Source organism: Draconibacterium sediminis, assembly GCF_000949475.1.
GTDB lineage: Bacteria > Bacteroidota > Bacteroidia > Bacteroidales > Prolixibacteraceae > Draconibacterium > Draconibacterium sediminis.
In genome coordinates this window covers 1-20,552 of record NZ_JRHC01000012.1, presented here as the reverse complement: position 1 = coordinate 20,552, position 20,552 = coordinate 1, and the positions used below count along the sequence as shown (strand labels likewise).

Sequence of the window (20,552 nt, the reverse complement as noted above, 5' to 3'; positions counted from 1 at the left end):
GTGGAAATACAGGTGATATTTGTTTTGAAGAAGTTGACATCACCATCACCGAGCCAGCAGATATTGTATTAACCACATCCTTTACGGAAGTTACCTGTAACGGAGCAGCCGATGGAACAATCACAGCGAGTGCTACAGGTGGCGCAACCATTACAGTAGACGGAGTAGCTTATGATGCAGCAGCGACTTATGGTCCCGGAACTTACACTGTACGCGCAGAAGCAGCAGGTGGAAATACAGGTGATATTTGTTTTGAAGAAGTTGACATCACCATCACCGAGCCCTTGCCCTTAACAATAACCACCCACCCAATATCTCTAATCGAATGCGAAGGCCATATAGTAACTTTTACGGCAGCAGCTATAAACAATGTTGGAACGCTTACCTATACCTGGCAAAGAATGTTACCATCGGAAAGTGTATTTTCTGACCTTAGTCCCGGAGGAAATATATCTTTTCCTGCTATTGGAGAATTGAGAATTGCAAATGTTGGTAGTGGTAGTTCTCCCAATGGGACACAATACCGCGTAGAAATTTCGGATGACTGTGGTACGCTAATATCAGACACTGCTACATTAAATATAAATGAGATTACAGATATTGTTAACTCAGTTAATTTTCCATCAATAACACTGGTTGAAATTTGTGAGGGTGATGATTTCAGCTATACAGTAGTTACATCAGGACAAACGCCTGTATCCTATCAATGGAAAAAATATATTGGACCCGATAATTGGCAAAATGTTGTTAATAGTGGTGTTATATCTGGTGCGAATGATGCTACGCTACAATTTACGGGAGTCACACCCGCTGACAGTGGGGAATACAAAGTTACAGTTACATTTCCGAAACCGCCAGGTGCGGATTGTAATGTAACAAGTGACACTAGGACACGTGTTTTAACGATCCGCCCAACCCCAACAGTCATCATCTCCGGAGATACTGCGGTTTGTCAATACACTTCACCTAATCCGTGGATAAAAATTACCAATCCTATGGGGGAGAAGGTCCTGGTTTATTACAATGTTAACGATACTGTTGATCATTCAATTGTTGTAGATGCAAACGCCTCAATAATTATAGAACGAACAAGTACAACAGCAGGTGTATTCAATTATAATTTTGAAAATCTGGAATATCAGTCCGATCCAAAATGTTTAACGCCAATAGGATCTACTTCAACCATTACCGTGCATCCAACACCAAGCGTTGAAACTCTTTCCAACAAAACATACTGTAACGGTGATTATATTTCGGGTATAAACTTTAGCGGTACCCCGGTTGGCGAGGTTGATTTTAACTGGGAAAGCAGTATTGATCTTGGCTTTGGCACAATCGGAACGGGGAATATTCCTGCCTTTACAGCTATAAATAACACGGATACCTTAATCATTGATACGATTACAGTTACGCCTACAGCTAACGGGTGCTTTGGACCGGCTAAAACATTTACCATAAGCATACGCCCAACATTAAGGGCCTACATAAGTGGAAATGACACGGTTTGTTTGAATGATCCATCACCTTATATCACTTTTACAAACCCAATTGGATTACCGGTTACCGTTACTTACGATATAAAACAAGGAGCAAATAGTACGCGGCAGCCCCTTCTTTCTATTCCGGCCAATGACTCAGTACAAGTTGCCGTTCCCACAAGTACTTCAGGAACTTTTGTTTATGATCCGGTTAAGGTTGCTTATCAAAATGCACCCGTTTGCGATGAGTCATTCCCCGAAACAGCAACCGTAGTGGTTAATCCAGCAGCTGTTGCCATTCGTACTCCGGAGTCTCAGCCTATTTGTTCAGGCGACAGTATTGTTCCTGTTATACTGACCAGTACTACTCCCGATGTAAGCTACAGTTGGGAATGGAGCCATCCATCGGTTACCGGGAGTATACCTGCCTCTGGAACAGGAGATACAATTCGCGGAGCATTGATCAATAATACCGCGACAGCAGTAACAGTTAATATAAATATTACACCAATTTATGATGGCTGCCCCGGTGTAACATCAACCGCCAGGGTAACTGTTTACCCAATACCTGAGCTGGTTTTAACACCTGATTCACAAATGAGATGTTCAGGGGAACCCATTGGTTCTATCAGTCCGTCTACCATTGGCGGAGGAGCCGGAACTTTTTACTGGGTAAGAGACCACCTTGATGATGTGGTTGGTGTTGATACTTCAGGTACTGGCGCGGTACCTTCGTCAACCATCACAAATCTTACCGATGAACCGATAACGGTAAGCTTTATCTTTACTACTACCTCTGTAAACGGATGTGAAGTAGCTGCCGATACGGCTGTAATACTGGTAAACCCAACACCACAAATTGTTGATACCTCTTTAATTATCTGCGATGGTGGAACCTTTGATGTGACACCTGACAGTACATATGGAGTTGCTCCTGACGGTACGACCTATGAGTGGTCGATCAACTCGCCTAATCCGTTAATTTCTGGAGCTGCATCGGGAAGCGGAAATAGTATAACAGGAACACTTTTCAATTCTTCCAATTCAGCACAATCAGTAATTTATGCTGTTACGCCTTATTATGGAAATGAATGCCCAAGGGGGGATTTATTCCTGCTTACGGTAACGGTTACACCGGAACCGGATATAGATAGTATGAGTACCAGTGTATGCAGTGAAGAACCGTTTACAGTAAGTCCGGCCAACAATACCAACGGAATTGTTCCGAGCGGTACTACTTACGAGTGGGAAGTGTTATCTACGCCGAATGAAGTAGATGGAGCCAGTGATGGCAGTGGACCTGCTATTTCAGATACACTGGTGAATACCAGCAATACCAACCAACTTGTAAGCTATACCGTTTGGCCTACAGCAGGTGATTGTGAAGGAGACTCATTTATTGTTGAGGTTAATGTTAAACCAACACCTGCAATCATTGGTCTGGATACTTTTGCATGCAGCGAAGAAACATTTACGGTTACGCCCAATAACGGAACGGGTAGTATAGTTCCGTCCGGAACAACCTATAGTTGGGCCATCCCGAACATGCCTGCCGGGATGACCGGCGGATCTCCGGGCAGCGGTGCTTCTTCAATAAGTGGGACATTAACGAATCATAGCGATACAGTACAAACTGCCATCTATACGGTTACACCTGCTGCCGGCGGATGTGTAGGAGATGCTTTTACATTAACCGTTACTGTTAATCCGAAACCAGCTATTAACCCGATAAGAGATACCATTTGCAGCGGTGAAGGTTTTGATACTATTCCAACCAGCGGCTTTATTCCTGCCGGTACCACGTATAGTTGGTTGGCACCAGCTGTTACCGGCATTGAAGGTGAATCGTCGGGAACAAATGAAGCCAGTATCAGCGATACACTGACTAACACGACTACTACGGCAAAAACGGTCACCTATACGGTTACTCCAAAATCGGGCGACTGTAACGGAATACCTTTTACAGTGACTATCGTCGTAAATCCAACTTCGGATATAAACGATATGAGTACCACGGTTTGTAACGATCAGCCTTTCTCCATAACTCCACAAAACGGAGTTGATGGATTTGTTCCCGTAGGAACAACATACAATTGGTTGGTTGCAGATCCTGTTGGGACAGGTGCCACCGGAGGAAGTGGAGACGCAATAAGCGATACCTTAACAAACTTATCCGACACCGTGAAGACCGTGGTTTACGTGGTAACTCCAATAGGAGGGTGTAGTGTAGGATCGTTCAATTTAACCGTTTATGTAAATCCTGAACCTGATGTAACCATTAGCGGCGATGATACCATTTGTTACGGTGTGGAAACACCTGATATTACCTTTATAAACCATGTTGATTTACCGGTTACCGCAACGTATAAAATTAATGGAGGAGGAGATTTAACGGTTGATATCGATGCGCTTGGTTCTACAGCAGTACCGGCCAATATTAATCAGGAAGGTATTCTTGAATACAGTCTCGAAAGTGTTGTTTACCAGACAGCTCCTTCTTGTTCCGTTACTTTAGCCGACACAGTTGTAATTTTGGTGGAACCAATAACGACAGTGAGTGTTTCCAGAACCCCGACAGGAGCGGTTTGTTTCGGAGAAGAAATTACCTTTGTTGGCGATACGGCCAATGCCGGTACTGCTCCAGCTCCAACTTTAATATGGTACGTAAATGGTTCGCCCGTGGCCTCGAATAGCGATACGCTGAGACTATCCACTTTAAACAATACGGATAAAGTTTGGATGGAAGTCACCACTTTTGATACTCCTTGCCCGGATACCATTAAAAGCAACGTGATCACCATGACGGTGAATCCACTGAATATTCCGGAAGTAACCATATACGAGTCGCTCAATGGCATCTGTGAGGGAGACATCGTAACTTTTTATACGGATCTGGAGATCTACCCTGGAACTAATCCAACCTTCGAATGGTTTGTTAATGATACCCTTGCCCTGGTTGGAGAAAACATTAGGGTTTATCCTACTGATAGCCTGAGTAATGGTGATCAGGTAAAAGTAGTAATGACCCCGGGTTCATCCGTCACTTGTCCGGGACCACCGGATACCAGTAATGTAGTTACAATGATTGTTTATCCTAAGGATACGGTAAGTGTGAGTTTAAGTGCCAGTGCAGATACGGTTTGTGCCGGATCGCCTGTAACCTATACTGCCACACCTACTAATGGAGGAAGTAGCCCAAGCTATCAGTGGTATGTTGATAGCATCCCACAAGGATCATCCACTTCTCAAAGTACCTTTGTATATACACCTACAGATGGTCAGGTTATAAGCGTAGTGCTAACATCCAGTGAAACCTGTGTTACCAATAATCCGGCAATTTCTGATGGAGATACAATTGCGGTTAATACACCGGTAGACGTTGAAGTAAGTATTATTGGTGATGCCGACTCTGTGTGTGATGGTAATCCAATTACATTTACCGCAACACCCATAGCAAACGGTGGTTCCAGCCCGAGCTACCAGTGGTATGTTGATGGTAACCCGCGAGGAAATGATGTTGATACATTTAGTTATGTTCCAACGGATGGTGATATTGTTACCGTGGAATTGACCTCCAGTGATACCTGTGTAACAGGCCCTGCAATTTCCGATCCGGTGAATGTAATAGTAAATCCGAACCTGCCGGTAAGTGTAAGTATTGCTGAAGTGGAGGCGGTGTGTTCCAACGAGGACGTTACTGTAGTTGCAACTCCTGTGAATGGAGGTTCAACGCCAATGTACCAATGGTATGTAAAAGATTCACCAGAAGGACCACTGACCTCAGATAATACATTAACATATTCACCTGAAGTTGGCGATAGTGTATACGTGGTGCTGACTTCGAGCGAGACTTGTACTATTGATAATACCGCTACAAGTAATAAAATTAACATTCCTGTTGACCTGCCAATTACCGATACGGTAGCTACGCCTACCGGTGATCAATCTGTTTGTTCGGAAGCTCAACTTTTACAATATAAAGTTGATGAAGTTGCTAATGCCACCAATTATATCTGGAATTTGCCTATAGGATGGACATTGGAATCAGGGGCAGGAACAGATAGTATAACGGTTAGAATTGGAGCGAATACACCGGAAGATACGTACTACATTTCAGTTCAGGCTGCTAATTCATGCGATACAACAGCTGCCAGTTCCCTACTGGGAATTTATGTTGGAGAGTATGCCACTGCAGATGTCGGCCCGGATACTACAATCTGTTTTTCACAAACCAGCATCAATATAGATGGTAATCCGGGGGGTGCTGCTAATTCAGCTAAAGGCTCGTGGATATCATCCGGCACAGGTGTATTTGGTAATTCCAATAAACCTGCCACAGATTATACTCCAAGTGCAGCAGACAGAACTGTGGGGACGGTTACTTTAACATTTACAACCGATGATCCAAAAGGAAGTACTTGTGATGCCGTGTCAGATGACCTGATTTTAACCTTAAGACCCGAGTTGTTTGCCAATATATCCGACAGTAGTCCATCTGTCTGTGAGGATTCAACAGCAAGTATAACATTCAAATCACATCCAAATACAGTTATTACCTACAACGATGGCGTTTCAGATCAAACCATCGCCATTGGTGCGAGTGGAACTGCGATTGTAGAAACAGCTCCGTTAACAACTACTACAACTTTTAGCCTGGTAAGTGTGGATTGGGCCAGTGAACCTTCATGTAGTGAACCGGTGACAGGTTCCGTAACGATTACGGTTGTGCCTGCACCTACTGTTGATGCGGGTGGCCCCGATACCATTTGTCAATCCTCAGTTCCAACACCTGTTACCTTAGATGGAGCAAGTGTAGGAGGTGGAGCCACCACCGGCACCTGGTCGATTACTCCGGAAGTCGGAAGTTTAGGCTATACATCAGCAACTGAAAGACCGGATACAGTAACTTATTTCGCGGAAGCTGGTTTTACGGGTACAGTTACTTTAACCCTTACTACAGACCTTGCCGGAGTATGTTCGGCAGTTAGTGCTACACGAACCATTGTTGTGCAACCCGAAGCAATTGTTGATGCCGGAGAGGACCAAACAGTTTGCCCGGATGATATTGTAAATGTATCAGCTTCTGTTTCAGGTGGGGCTTTAACCGGTTCATGGTCACACACCGGCTCGGGTTCGTTTGTTAATCCATCAGCACTAAATACCTATTATACACCGGGGGCAGCGGATATTACTGCCGGAACGGTAACATTAATCCTAACCAGTGATGACCCTGCAGGCCCTTGTGGCCCCGTTTCCGATAGTCTTGTTGTTACCATAAAAACACCGCTTGTTGTTGATGCCGGGGCAAACGATACCATATGTCAGGGAAGTTCAGTAACATTGGAAGGAAGCCTTAGCGGTGATTATAGTTCAGCAAGCTGGATTGGCGGATTAGGAAACTTCTCTCCGAATCGCAATGATACTACGGCAGTTTATACACCAACTGCCGCCGAGGTGAACGCGGGCACTGTAACTTTGATCCTTACGGCCAATGATCCATTATGTGGTTCACTTAACGATACAACAACCATCTTCATCAACAAAGCAGTGGTAATTACTGAAGATCCTGTTAATACCGGAGCATGTGTAGGCGATAAGGCTGAATTAACCGTTACAGCTGTTGGAACAGGTTTAACATATCAGTGGTATAAGGATGGTTTGGCGCTTCCGGGTGAAACTTCTGACACGCTTCGTTTTAATTCGGTAAGTTTAAGCGATGACGGATCGTACTATGTATGGGTAAAAGGAGCACCACCTTGCGATTCAGTTCAATCTAACCCCGTAACACTGAATGTTGATCAGGCAATTACCATTAACACACAGCCGGTATCAAAAACCTTATGCGAAGGAGCGAATGTAACCTTTAGCGTAAATGCCGATGCGGGAGGTATTCCGTTAAATTACCAGTGGTACAAAGTAAGCACTCCTGATAGTGCGGTTAGTACAGCTTCAAGCTTTGCGATATCAGGAATTACAACAACAAATGCCGGTGATTACTATGTGGTTGTAACAGCACAATCCGGCTCCTACTGTTCTTCCGTGAAATCAGATATAGCATCGCTAATAATTAACATTGAGGGAACAATTGATCTGTCAGTAGCGGAAACCGATAGCCAAACAGTATGTATGGATTCCTCGATTGTGGATATCGCCTATATCTTCGATGGGTCAGCAAACGGTATTGTGTTAACGGGTTTTCTGCCAAACGGGGTTGACACGGTAACCAGCGGAGGAGTGTTTACCATAAGTGGTATCCCAATCGAAACAGGAACTTTCGATTTTACCGTTACAACAACCGGAAGTCCTTGTGTTAATCCTTCATTAAAAGGACAAATTATTGTTGAGGATGCAGCTACCATCAGCCTGGCCGGAGGTGATGCCAGAGATAGCCTTTGTGTTAATAACCCGTTACCCACCATTACTTATTTAATAGGCGGTAATGCCGACTCGGCAACAATTACCTGGGATTCGATACCAGACGGAATTAATACATCTTATAATTCAGCAAACGGACAATTTACTATTAGTGGGACACCAACTACAGCAGGAACTTATCCGTTTACGGTTAAAACCGTTGGTTCTTTCTGCGGCAATCCTGAGTTGTCAGGAGCGATCAAAATAAAACCGGATGCAAGCATTGAAATGACAAGTGATTCTGCCAGTCAGATTTTATGTATCGGTTCTGCCATCAGCCCAATCAGTTATACTATAGGAGGATCTGCCATCAGTGCGGTTATAACATCAGGTTCATTGCCCAATGGTGTGAATCTGACTCCAACCAACGACACCGTTTATACCATTTCAGGTACGCCAACCGAGGCAGGTACCTTTAGTTTTACGGTATCAACAACAGGTGACTGCCTGAATGTTTCCGAGACTGCCGTAATAACAGTGGAAGCATTACCGGATGGAGGGTCATTATCACCTTCGGCAGATAAAGTGTGTACCGAAATAAATAACGGAACGGTGACATTACAAAACTATACCGGAAACATATTACGCTGGGAATCGTCGGTGGATGCCGGTTATAGCTGGGATACGATTCCAAACACCTCAGGTATTAACAGCTATGATTATGAGAATCTGGGACAGTTCACGCAGTTCAGGGCTGTTGTTGGAAATGCAACCTGTGGAGAGGCATATTCAAGCGTTGCAAGTATAACCGTGGTTCCGTCATTTGTACCGGTTATTAATGCGTCAGGAGGTAATGTATGTACCGGTGAGGAAATAACACTTTGGGCAACGGCTAGTATTTTGCCTGATACTGTTGGACTTCTTTTAGGTGGTAGTTTTAACCGTGCGAACATGCATAACCTGGGGTGGAATGTGCTTAAAGAGGACGGAACTATAGATAATAATATACCGGCTGGTAACAATAACACAAATGTATACCACTGGGCATTAACCAATGGACCAAAAGATTTCTGTTACGATACATATACATTTGATTCGGAGGATAAGAAGTTTGCTATTGTTAGTGGAGGTGGAGATTCACATGCATATTCCTGGATGGAAACACCGATGTTTAACCTGATAGCCATGTCGTCGGCCGAACTTACTTTCGATCAGGCCTATATATTTTCGGGCGGAGCTACAGGTACAGTTTGGCTTTCAACAGATGGTGGAGCCTCGTATAATGTTGTTTTAGCCGAATACTCGGATACTTTAATGAGCGGAATGCCTAATGTTGTTAATCCTATGGCGATTGATTTGGCATCTTACATAGGGATGGACAGTTTGCGTATCCGCTTTGAATTTGATAGTCCCAACACATGTAGTGTTTGGGCGCTGGATAATATAACCATTCCTACTCCTCAACCCGATATAGAATACGAATGGGGACCGGTGGCAGAAATACCCGGTGGCTCGGGCGAGTTGATAACGGTTGTTCCTCCAACAACTACAACTTATACTTTAACCGTATACATTAATGGCTGTCCGGGTACTGCAACCGATACACTTATTGCTGTTTATGATAATCCCGAGGTATTTACTTCCAATACCTGTGTGGGTGATACTGTTACATTCGAACAGTCAACTGAATACACTGGTTATTGGGAAGTAAGCGGAGGTGGTGATATTGATGATAACGGTTTATTTACTGCAGATTCAGCAGGTTGTTTTGTAGCAACTTTTACTACAATTTCCGGGGATTGCTTTGGAACTGCAACGTTTATGGTTTTCCCGGATGCGCCGCTCCCTGATGTAGATTCTGGTTGTGGCCCTATAAATATTACGCCTCCGCAAACAGTTGCAGGATTTGATATTCAGTATAATTTTTACGGTGGCGATGATGATTGGACTTATGATCCTACTCCTCCAACAGCAGATAACTGTGATGGTTATCCGATACAAATCCGGTATATCACAGCTGAATTGTGCGATACCGTTCCGATTGGTACGATCAATGAATGTAGCGTATCTCCGGTATTTAATCGTAAAATTGATTTAACATCACCTACTTTTACAGTGCCAAATGATACCACGCTCACAAAAGATGAAAACTGCGAATACAGTGCTGATCCTTCAATTACCGGCAATGTAACTAATATTGAAGATAATTGTAGCCTCCTTGGTGGGCAGGTTGTTACGTATGTCGATGATACAATTACCGGAACTTGCGCCGATACCATTTTCCGTTACTGGACAGTGATGGACGATTGCGGGAATCCGGCAACCCAAATTCAAACTATTGCTATCGCCGATAATGGTTATCCTCCTACATTTACTGTTCCGGGCGATGTTATCATTTATAAAGATGCCAGTTGTAATTATGATGCTTCTCCGGGTGAAACCGGCTCTGTAACAGATGCGGATGATAACTGTGCCGTTGGAATGGTAGCTACTTACGCCGATACCTTAAGATATGGACCTTGTGTGGATACCATCTATCGTTACTGGACAGTGGCAGACGATTGTGGCAGCGAAACTACAAAAATTCAAACCATTACAATACTTGATGTTAACAGTCCGGAGATCTATCCTGAAGCACAGGATTCGTCTATTCAGTGTTCAACTACCGATCCTGATTTGGAACCTGCTTACCTGGCATGGCTGGCCAATCGTGGTGGAGCCAGAGCATCTGATCTGTGTTCCGACAGCTTGGTTTGGACTGTTGATACCGCTTCTACTGTCTGGGTTACAGTCAGTCCGGGTAATGTTCAAAGAACAGTAAAATTTACAGTGACCGACGATTGTTTAAATTCAGATTCTACCACGGCAATCTTTTCAATTATTGATACTGTACCTCCTGAATTTACCTATTGCCCGGATGATGTAGAATCAGTTATTGATCCTTTAAACTGTACCGTAAGCGATATTGAACTACCGGTTCCCGAATGGACAGAGGAATGCGGAGCTGACTTGTTGTGGACAGTAACACCGTTAACAGGAAACACCCAGGCCGGTTCGGGAACTGATACCATACCTTCTGACTATGTATTTTATTCCGGACAGAGTTTAATTACCTATGTATTGATCGATTGGGCTGGTAATACCGATACCTGTTCATTTATATTCTGGCCCAAGTTTGTTGAATTTGGTTCATTTACAAAAGAATGCCCTATCGACAGTGTTTGGGAAGCTGCAAACGCTGAAAGCTGTGATGCCTATGTAGAGCTTGATACCGTAGAATGGACTGACCCATGTTATGAACTGGATTCGATCTGGAACACTTCACCTGTAGCAGATGCAACCCCATCTGATGCAAGCGGAACTTACCCGATTGGAACTACAGAATTCAAATGGTACATCAAATTCTTAAATGGTACGCTTGATAGCTGTGAGGTAAAAGTAGTTGTAGCCGATGTCGATCCACCGGTGTTTACTGATTGCCCCGGTACTATTGAGGGAATTATAAACCAGGCAGACTGTGAGGTTACCAATTTCCCACTGAAAGTTCCGGCTTGGGATGAGTATTGCGAGGTTGATACACTTTGGTACATCACACCGGTAACAAGTGCAACTGCTCCAGCTTCAGGAACAGGTTACGTACCTGCTGATTATCCGTTTAGTACAGGACAAACCCGTATTACTTACGTATTGCTCGATCAGGGAGGCAATACCGATACCTGTTCGTTTATTATCTGGCCAAAACACGAAGATTTTGGATCGTTTACCCGGACTTGTCCTACGGATAGTGTTGGGGTAGATGCCGACCCGGTATCGTGTGATATGTATGTTGAGCTTGATACGGTTGTATGGGATGATCCGTGTAATGAACTGGATTCGATCTGGAATAATTCAATTTATGCCGATAGTCCATCGGATGCCAGTGGAACATATCCGATCGGAGAATATGAATTTAAGTGGTACATTAGAGATGTGTCGGGTAGTCTCGACAGCTGTACGGTAAAAGTAGTTGTGGCCGATGTCGATCCACCGGTGTTTACTGATTGCCCCGGTACTATTGAGGGAATTATAAACCAGGCAGACTGTGAGGTTACCAATTTCCTACTTGAAGTTCCGATGTGGAATGAGTATTGCGAGGTTGATACACTTTGGTACATCACACCGGTTACAAGTGCAACTGCACCAGCATCAGGAACGGGTTATGTACCTTCTGATTATCCGTTTAGTACGGGACAGACTCGTATTACTTATGTATTGTTGGATCAGGGAGGCAATACCGATACCTGTTCATTTATCATCTGGCCAAAACATCAGGATTTTGGTTCATTTACCAGAACCTGTCCTCCTGCTTCAATAATAGAAACTGTAAATCCTGACTCGTGCGGAAGATATATTCCGTTAGATACAATAGTGTGGGATGATCCTTGTAATGAGCTGGATTCGATTTGGAATAATTCTGAGTTTAGAACCAGTCCTTCTGATGCAAGCGGAACTTACCCAATAGGAACAACTACATTTAAATGGTTTATCAAAGATGTATCGGGTAGTATCGATAGTAGCTGTATTGTTTCTGTTACAGTTAACGATTTACCACCGGAGCTTATCGTTCCAAATGATACTGTTATTCAGGCCGATTTCGACCAGCCTTATGCTTCTGATATTGATGTTGAACTTCCTTATTTCTACGACAACTGTGATTCTACATTAACCTGGGAAATGTGGGGCGCTACCAGTTCTACAATTGGCGATACGCTGGCACCCAATGTTTATGTGGTACACTCTCCTGATACCTTTAACCTCGGAGTTACATATATTGAATATACCTTTGAAGATGGACATGGTAATATATTGGTCGACACCTTTACCATTACGGTTCTTGGTGCGCCGGAAATTGACTGTCCACCGGATACAACCATCTATCTTGATCCTGTGGAAAACGATTGTGATGCGACTTACGATCCGGGAGTACCCGAATTAATTGAAGGTGTGCCGCCAATTACATGGAGTTTTACGATAGAGTGGGCTGATGGCAGACCTGATTCAACAGGAAGTTACACGAGCCCTGATCCGGGTTATGCAGATCCAATGGGAGAGCTTGATTTTCCATTGGGAGTTACCTGGATATACTGGCGAGCAGAGAATGTATCCGGTTACGATACTTGTTCGCATTGGGTAGAAGTGATTGATACAATTCCTCCAACCCTTACTGCCGATCCATACGAAAACTGTGTTGATCCGCTGCATTGGGCGGTTTACGATCCTGACAATGCTACTCCAACTTTCGAAGTAATTGATCCGCTGGTGAATAAAGCTCCTGTTGATTACAGAACCATATATGCGGAAGATACTATTCTTGATTTGACATCCTTGGAAGACAATTGCTGTGACTCAACCGATATTACTGTGTATTGGCGTATTGAGTTCGATCCAACACCCGATCCTCATACAGGTGTTGATAATCCTCATCCGACGATTTATGGAACAGGTCAACCGTCAGCATACAAGGATGATGTTACAGATATTCCATTAGATATTTTATTGTATGGCGATGGAGTAACCTTCCAGGAAGAAATACATCACATTTTCTATTGGGCAGAAGACTGTCATGGAAACGTTTCGGATGAGATTATGCGTGAGATTACCATAACCCCACGGCCACAAGTAATTAAAACGGACTATTAAAAAATGAGATACGATAATAACATAGAAACCATGCATCAATTGTCAGCTCAACGAGGACACGAGGAGAGATCTGCAATAGCAGAGCGAAACAGAAACAGATTCCTCTCTTCGTTCGGAATGACAGATAAGTTTGCCGATGGCCGGGGTAACCTTGCCACGGGAATCGAAAAAATTGCCGATGGACGGCATAGATTGCCGGGGGGCGCCAATAATTTGCCGATTGACGCTTTTAAATTGCCAATTGTCGGCTTAAACTGCCGATTGACGCATTTAAATTGCCAATTGACGGCTCAAACTTCCCGGTGGGAGCAAAAAACCACCCGGGGACGGCTCAACCTGGTCGGTGAGCACGAAAGATGGTCCGGGGACGCCTCAGCCTGGTCGGTGAGCACCTCATTCGGCCCGGGGACGACTCAAACCGCTCGGGGACGGGTCAACTTTACCTGGGGAGCAGTAGATATGCGGGTCTTGGAAAATGATGATATGTGGATGAAACAAGAAATGGAATACGAACATTTCTCCTCCTCACAGGAGGAGTACGTCCGCCAGCTGGCGGATGGGAGGTGGTGTTTGAATACTATTAGTGCACCACCTCACCGCTGTAAACGCGGTCCCCTCCTCCTCAAAAAGGAGGAGAAACTTGAGCCGGTGGTTGCCAACTTCCTGTCATCTCGACGAGGAAACGAGGAGAGATCTGTAGCAGTAGAGCAGCAGAGTAACAGATTCCTCAATCGTTCCTCACTCGGAATGACAGACAAACTTGCAACTTGCAACTTGCAACTTGTAACTGAATTATTAACAATAAAATATAATAACCCGTCCTCAAAGAGGGTAGCGGGTATGACAAAAAACGCCCATCTTTCTGTTTGGAAATCCATGGGCACAGGAGATAATAAATTATTCCCATTCTTCCTGATTTCTAGCACCCTTTACATTTCTTCCCCCGTTGGGGGAAGTCCCGAAGGGGAAGGGGGTAATGGGACATTTGCTAACACCAATAAAACGAGTGCCTATGAAACATGACTAAAGATTAAATCTTTCTGCTGAACAGATTAGGCAGAAAGTATGGTTCTGTATAGGCGACTGGTTTCCGGTTGCCTGAGGCTAAAGAGAACCGTGGTGGTTATTCTCTACAACAACAACAAGTATTTAGGCGATACATTAAATAATCACCACTTTCTCTAAGGCCCGGCCATCTGTAATAGGAAATCAGGGGAATTGCCAAACGTGGCATGCCCCCTTGATTTAGCGATCCAAAACCTCTGGCCAAAGGCCAGCTCAACGTTGCAAAAGCTGCAACAAAGCTAATTCCCCCTTTAGGGGGATGTCCGAAGGACAGGGGGTGAATTTGAATGATTAGACCAAACTTCTTCTGAAAAGCAGAAGAAAAAATTGAAGTACTGAAAACATCTTCTATCCAACGGCCAAAGCTTGTACACTAATGTTTCAAGCTGAAAGTTCCCCATTCAGGGGGATGTCCGAAGGACAGGGGGTGAATTGTAAAAAACCTTTTCCCAAAAAGAAAAGGGTATAATTTGAAAATTATTAAGTAAAAACTGATTGACACTCAACAATTAACCAAAATGTCAATCAACAAACAACAAAAAAACGTTCTGAAGTTTATTGAAAGGACAAGTGGCAGATTAGAAACAACTTGTTTATCGGAAAAGCAACATTGTTGCAGGTTCTCCGTCAGCTGACGGAGGATGTCCGCAGGACAGGGTGTTAAAAATCAGCACTATCCCGATATAAACCAATGAACAACAAACATTAAAATTTTAAATTATGAAAAAGCAAATTTTAATTCTAACGTTTTTTGTCGCGGCTATTTTTGCCGGGACTAATGCATTTGGGCAGACTTATACCACTGTTCCAGTTCCTGTTGTAGATATTGATAGTATAATTGCTGTTCCTTTGGATCCCGCATGTGATACTGCCAATGCCTTGCATCCGAATCAGGATGTTGTTTACACTTATACCGTAGAAACTACCAGTACAAATGATTCTGTTAGATGGTTTGTTGTAAATTATAAAGATTTAGAAGCTGGTACTGATAGCTTGATCGGGCAAACGAATCTAATTATTCCTGAAGGTGATGCTTACGTTGAACCATCTAATGGTACAGGAGATTACATTTACTATCTTGGTGATAATCATAATACTTATGATCAGTTAAACAATAATGATCATCAGATTGAAATAGCATGGAAATATTTCGATGGGGTAACAGATGTGGTATTGCTGGTGGCATATGTTCAAGATTCGGCCGGATGTACTGATAACATTTCTGTAATGAGAATTATACCTCAACCTGCATTTACAATTGATGTTGTTGCATTAAACGATGCAGGTGACAGTATTGCTCCGGCTCAATCAAGTATAGCTGAAGAGTGTGTCTCACCAATTGAGTCTGCCGTTTATTCAGGATACGGGAGTACTACGCCTGGGGGAACTTTAACTGTGGATTATGGTGAAAACTGGATATTCTTTGAGGTAAACGGTGCCAATTATCTAGATTCATGGATGCCACAATTTCAGTTGACCTATGCAGGAGGTACCGTGCCACCTAATTATTCGGTGAGCTGGGCTTATTTGGATTCCGCAACTTCTACAAATCCTACTTACTGGCATGAAATGACAGGTGGCGATTTAGCTGGAGGTATCTGGAATAGTCCTGTTCCTGTTGTTGCAGGAGCTGGTACAGCCGGAAGTGGTGGAATTCCACAACCTGGAGGTGAAAATATAGTCGTTCGTGTACAACTGGATTGGGGTACTCTAATTGAGCATGATGATGCAGATGGAACATTAACTTTTGCAGTTGATGGTATTGCATATGATGGAAGCATTGTTGATACAGGAAATGGCACTTCCTATTACGATGATCCGACATTTGGAGACCTGAATAATACTGATAGCACTCTTTCTGGTTTTCAAGGTACTTCTTGTGAAACAGATGGTTTCTTGAATGACTGGGTGAATTACATTATTACTCCGAGACCTGAGGTTGAAGCGGGTGATCCACAACACGAAACCAAAACCGGTGACGAAGTCAACTAACGATTATGAATTTTGCTTTTTCATAACCTAATCCGTCGGTTGACGGACAAGATAGCGCAGAGCGCAACGAGCAAAGCGCATGGAGCTATGGTTTCGTGCCTTTTGCTCTTCGCCCTGGGCGATGAGAGACAAGGATTGAAGGACTGATTTGGAGAATTACTGAAGTTGGAAGGACTGAAGGATTGATTTGAAGAAGAAAGTGAGCAGTTTACAGTCGCAGTCTCAATTAGCAGGTTAGAAGTAGGCAATAGTCATTAGGAAAAATGCAAGATGGCGCAGGTATGTGTGAAGGATAGCCCCTTTAGGGGTTTGGGGTGCGCAGGAGGAGAAGGAAGTCATTAGTCAATAGTCATTAGGAAGAACTTTCTAAGCAATGACAAATGACAAATGACCAGTGACCAATGTCGAATGACCAGTGACTAAAAAGGTTATGGAAAGGATTAAAGATTATTGATTAACGATTAAATGAACCAGCCGTCGAATGACGGAGCACTATGGAGAGAAGCCCGAAAGGGTATACGATAGAAAGTTAGCAGTCGCAGTTTGCAGTGATCCAGTTCAGCACGAACCGGTGACCAAAGACAAGTGACTAATAACGACTTAGCGTCTTAGCGTCTTGGCGAGAGTTTTTTTCACGCAAAGCCGCAACGTCGCAAAGAAAAGTTAACAGTCTCAGGAAACAGTTAACAAAGTCGTACGACTTGTAACCTGCAACTTGAAACTTGTAACTATTAAAAATTTAAAAACATGATGAAATGTGAAGTATAATATACACAACATCTGGAAAGGCAATGCGCCGCCCGTAGAGTCGCGAGTTGAGCGAAGAGAAATCCCGGTCGACAGCATCGGGATCACGAGACCTGAGTGGCGAGTAGAATCCATCGTTCAGAACGTCTTTCCCCACTTAGCTTGTCCCGTACTTTTGTCGGGAGGGGGAAATGTCCGAAGGACAAAGGGGGTTACTCGAAGCTCGAAGCTCGAAGCTTGTAGCTTCTTTAACGGCAGTCCATTGCTAAATATGCGCGACGGGCCACGTGGCCGTGCACCGGCAAATAGCCTTGCTATGGCCAACGGGCTTGTCACGCTTAATCAATCCTCTGTGAGCCTCTGTGTGTACTCAGTGCTCTCTGCGGTAAAAAATAAAAATACCACAGAAAGAGCACTGCACACAAGGCACAACAGGGCGATTTATGCACTCTATCCAACAAAGGCATTCCGTATGCACTGCATACCGAAGAAGTCGGAACTTGCAGGAGGAAAAGGTCAATGTTGAAGGCAAAAGGCAAAAGTAAAAAGGCAAAAAACCTTAGCGTCTCAGCGCCTGTGCGAGAAAGAGGAATGATGAATGAAGATGTTGGAATGAATAGGCAATAGGCAAAATAGCCCCAAAGGGGCGAAACGTTATAGCCCGTTGCGTTAGCGCCGGGAATATTGAATTAGCAATAGGCAAAGTGTAAAACATATAGTTTAAAAGTTTATCAAATTAATAGTGCCGTTAGAGGTTAAACAAAAGAATAGCTAAATATTTGCAGCTTAAAAACCGGCTGTCCGGATAAGAGAAAAGAATTGTAAAAGAGAATGTGTAAAAAAGAAAGACAAACAAAAGAAGAAATAAAAGCTGTCATCTCGAAGGAGGAACGACTGAGAGATCTGTAACAAGATCGCTCTGATGCAGGAGATTCCTCTCTGCGTTCGGAATGACAGAAAAGGCTCGAAACTCGCAGCTAATACTTATGTACCGATTGAAACAACATATTATCCATTTTATTCTGGCAATTCTGCTGGCGGTGCTGGCTGTGGCAAATGCTGCAGCACAGATTGCTATTCAGGAATGCGATACGATGACGTTTAGTGTAAGCAGTCGGCCCAATATTCCTGAAACACATTTTGTGTGGGGAATATATAATGCGTCGCCCAATCCAACCGATGTGCTCGATCCGGCTACAACGCTCGATCCTGCATTGTATTTTGTTGATGGGCAATATGCAGGCAGAACGGTTAAGGTAACCGGTTTAGCTCCGGGCGAATATTACGTTCGTATTCATGTTTGGGACGAGGTGTCGTGTACCGATAATATAGAAATGTATCTAATGGAAGTACTGGAATCCGACCTCGATATGGAAGTTTACGCCGACTCGGTTTGTATTGGCGATCCAACCAATGTGTACATTCGTTTTACCGGAAGAGGGCCATATACCGTTACCTACACCATTGGCGATGCTGTAACACCCAGTGTATTTAATTTAAATGGCGATGCAGTTGGTCCGGAGATCACTATTCCGGTTCTCGAACCATTACCGGAGGGAGAAACAACTTTCTGGGTAATTAGTGTTAATGATGGTTGTAAAGCCTATGAATATCCGGAATCAGAACGGCCAAGCACGGGTATCGTTATTTTCCCGAAACCGGCGCAACAACCAATTTATATAAAAGAGGAGAATTAGCGTGGAAAGGATTATTTTTAACGATGAAGGATGAATAATAAAGGATTAATTGGTAAATGAGTAATGGAGTGAATGAGGAGGAGAAGATTGCAGAATGAAGATTAACGATTTGAGATTGCAGAATGATTGATAAAAAGCCCCAATGGGGCGCTGGCAAATAGCCCGGGGCAACGCCCTGGGATAAGAAGTAGACGTCAACCGCACTCCACGATGAGAAAATGATCAGCGATCGAAAGCAGTTTGGAGCAAGAGAGATAGAAAGTTGATAAAAGAATGAAGATTATTAATGAAATAAGGACAAGGAATGAATAACAAGCAATCGCGATAGGCAAAGCCTTAGCGACTTAGCGCCTTTGCGAGAGAAAAAACTTAGTGTCTTTGAGTCTTTGTGTTTGAATTTTATACCACAAAGTATTCACAAGGAAGACACGGAGGACCACAAAGAAGAAAAGAAAAAACTCGAAGCTAGCAACACGCAGCTCGTAGCTAAAAAATATGAAAAGACTGATGTACATAGTATTCTTCCTGATGATAGCGACCAATCTGCTCGCCCAGGAGAGCTATGTCATCGATTCGGTATGTGTGGGCACCGAACGCACCTATGGACGCGATGGTGAAGAAGGATATACCTACCACTGGGAAATTATCGACCACCAGCTTAATGATACCTTCCCGGTAGCATCCGTTCCTTTTGAGGTGGATCTGGGAACCGATACCATTTACGGAAGTGAAAGCACCATATTGTGGGATACTGATGGCGATTATGATATTCGGGTGTATGTAACCAGCGAACACGGTTGTGATACTGTACAACAGGGTATGGTTCGGGTATTCCCGCTTCCCGAAGCACGTGCCGGCGACGATGTTGTGCTTTGTAGCTTCGACGATTATACCTTGTTTGGCGATACCGCCTGGAACCACAGCCAGATTTATTGGGGCAGAACCGGCGACGGAACATTTAGCAATGAATACAGTCTGCATCCCACCTACACTTTTGGCCCCAACGATATTCTTAATGGTGAAGTTACCCTTTTCATTACTGCCGAAGGTTTAGCCGACAACGGCACTTGTATTCCGGCAGTGGATTCGGTAACCATTAAATTGCTTCCACAAATAGAGATTAGAGAGCAGCTGACGGTTTGTGAATCTTCACTGCCCTACAATTGGAACGGAGTGGAAATCTTTGCCGCCGGAACCTATAGCGATAGTCTGACCAGTGCGGGCGGTTGTGATTCTATCCTTGTTTTGGAACTTTTCACCGTACCAGAATTCCGCGATACCGTATTTGAAACTGTTTGCGAATCATCTCTGCCATACAAATGGAACGGAATGGACATCGCTTCAGCCGGAACCTATACTGATAGCATGACCAGTGTAAGTGGTTGTGATTCTATCCTTGTTCTCGAACTTTTCACCGTACCGGAATTCCGAGATACTATATTTGAAACTGTTTGCGAATCCTCTCTGCCATACAACTGGAACGGAATTGACATCGCTTCAGCCGGAACCTATATGGATAGCCTGACCAGTGCAGGCGGTT

Annotated in this window: 5 protein-coding genes; all 5 read left to right on the top strand. The window is 43.8% G+C overall.

Annotated features, from left to right (window positions below):
• Positions 1–13,511 (top strand): PKD-like domain-containing protein (locus LH29_RS24890; protein WP_045033877.1); only part of this gene is annotated, 13,511 nt, incomplete at its 5' end.
• Between the two features lie 3 nt (positions 13,512–13,514).
• Positions 13,515–14,534 (top strand): hypothetical protein, encoded by a 1,020-nt coding sequence (locus tag LH29_RS23380; protein WP_045033875.1) that lies wholly within the window; start codon positions 13,515–13,517, stop codon positions 14,532–14,534.
• A 762-nt stretch (positions 14,535–15,296) separates the two neighbouring features.
• Positions 15,297–16,568, top strand: a complete 1,272-nt coding sequence (locus tag LH29_RS23375; protein WP_045033873.1) for a hypothetical protein — start codon at positions 15,297–15,299, stop codon at positions 16,566–16,568.
• Between the two features lie 1,733 nt (positions 16,569–18,301).
• Complete coding sequence (locus tag LH29_RS23365) at positions 18,302–19,012, top strand: hypothetical protein (protein WP_157493818.1); 711 nt, start codon at positions 18,302–18,304, stop codon at positions 19,010–19,012.
• 495 nt (positions 19,013–19,507) lie between these two features.
• Positions 19,508–20,552: hypothetical protein (locus LH29_RS23360; RefSeq protein ID WP_157493817.1), on the top strand; the 1,045-nt coding region annotated here is incomplete at its 3' end.

What these genes read in the sequence shown, in the direction of transcription:
- LH29_RS23380 (WP_045033875.1), top strand. Translation starts at nt 13,515, where the DNA reads ATGAGATACGATAATAACATAGAAACCATGCATCAATTGTCAGCTCAA.
- LH29_RS23375 (WP_045033873.1), top strand. Translation starts at nt 15,297, where the DNA reads ATGAAAAAGCAAATTTTAATTCTAACGTTTTTTGTCGCGGCTATTTTT.
- LH29_RS23365 (WP_157493818.1), top strand. Translation starts at nt 18,302, where the DNA reads ATGTACCGATTGAAACAACATATTATCCATTTTATTCTGGCAATTCTG.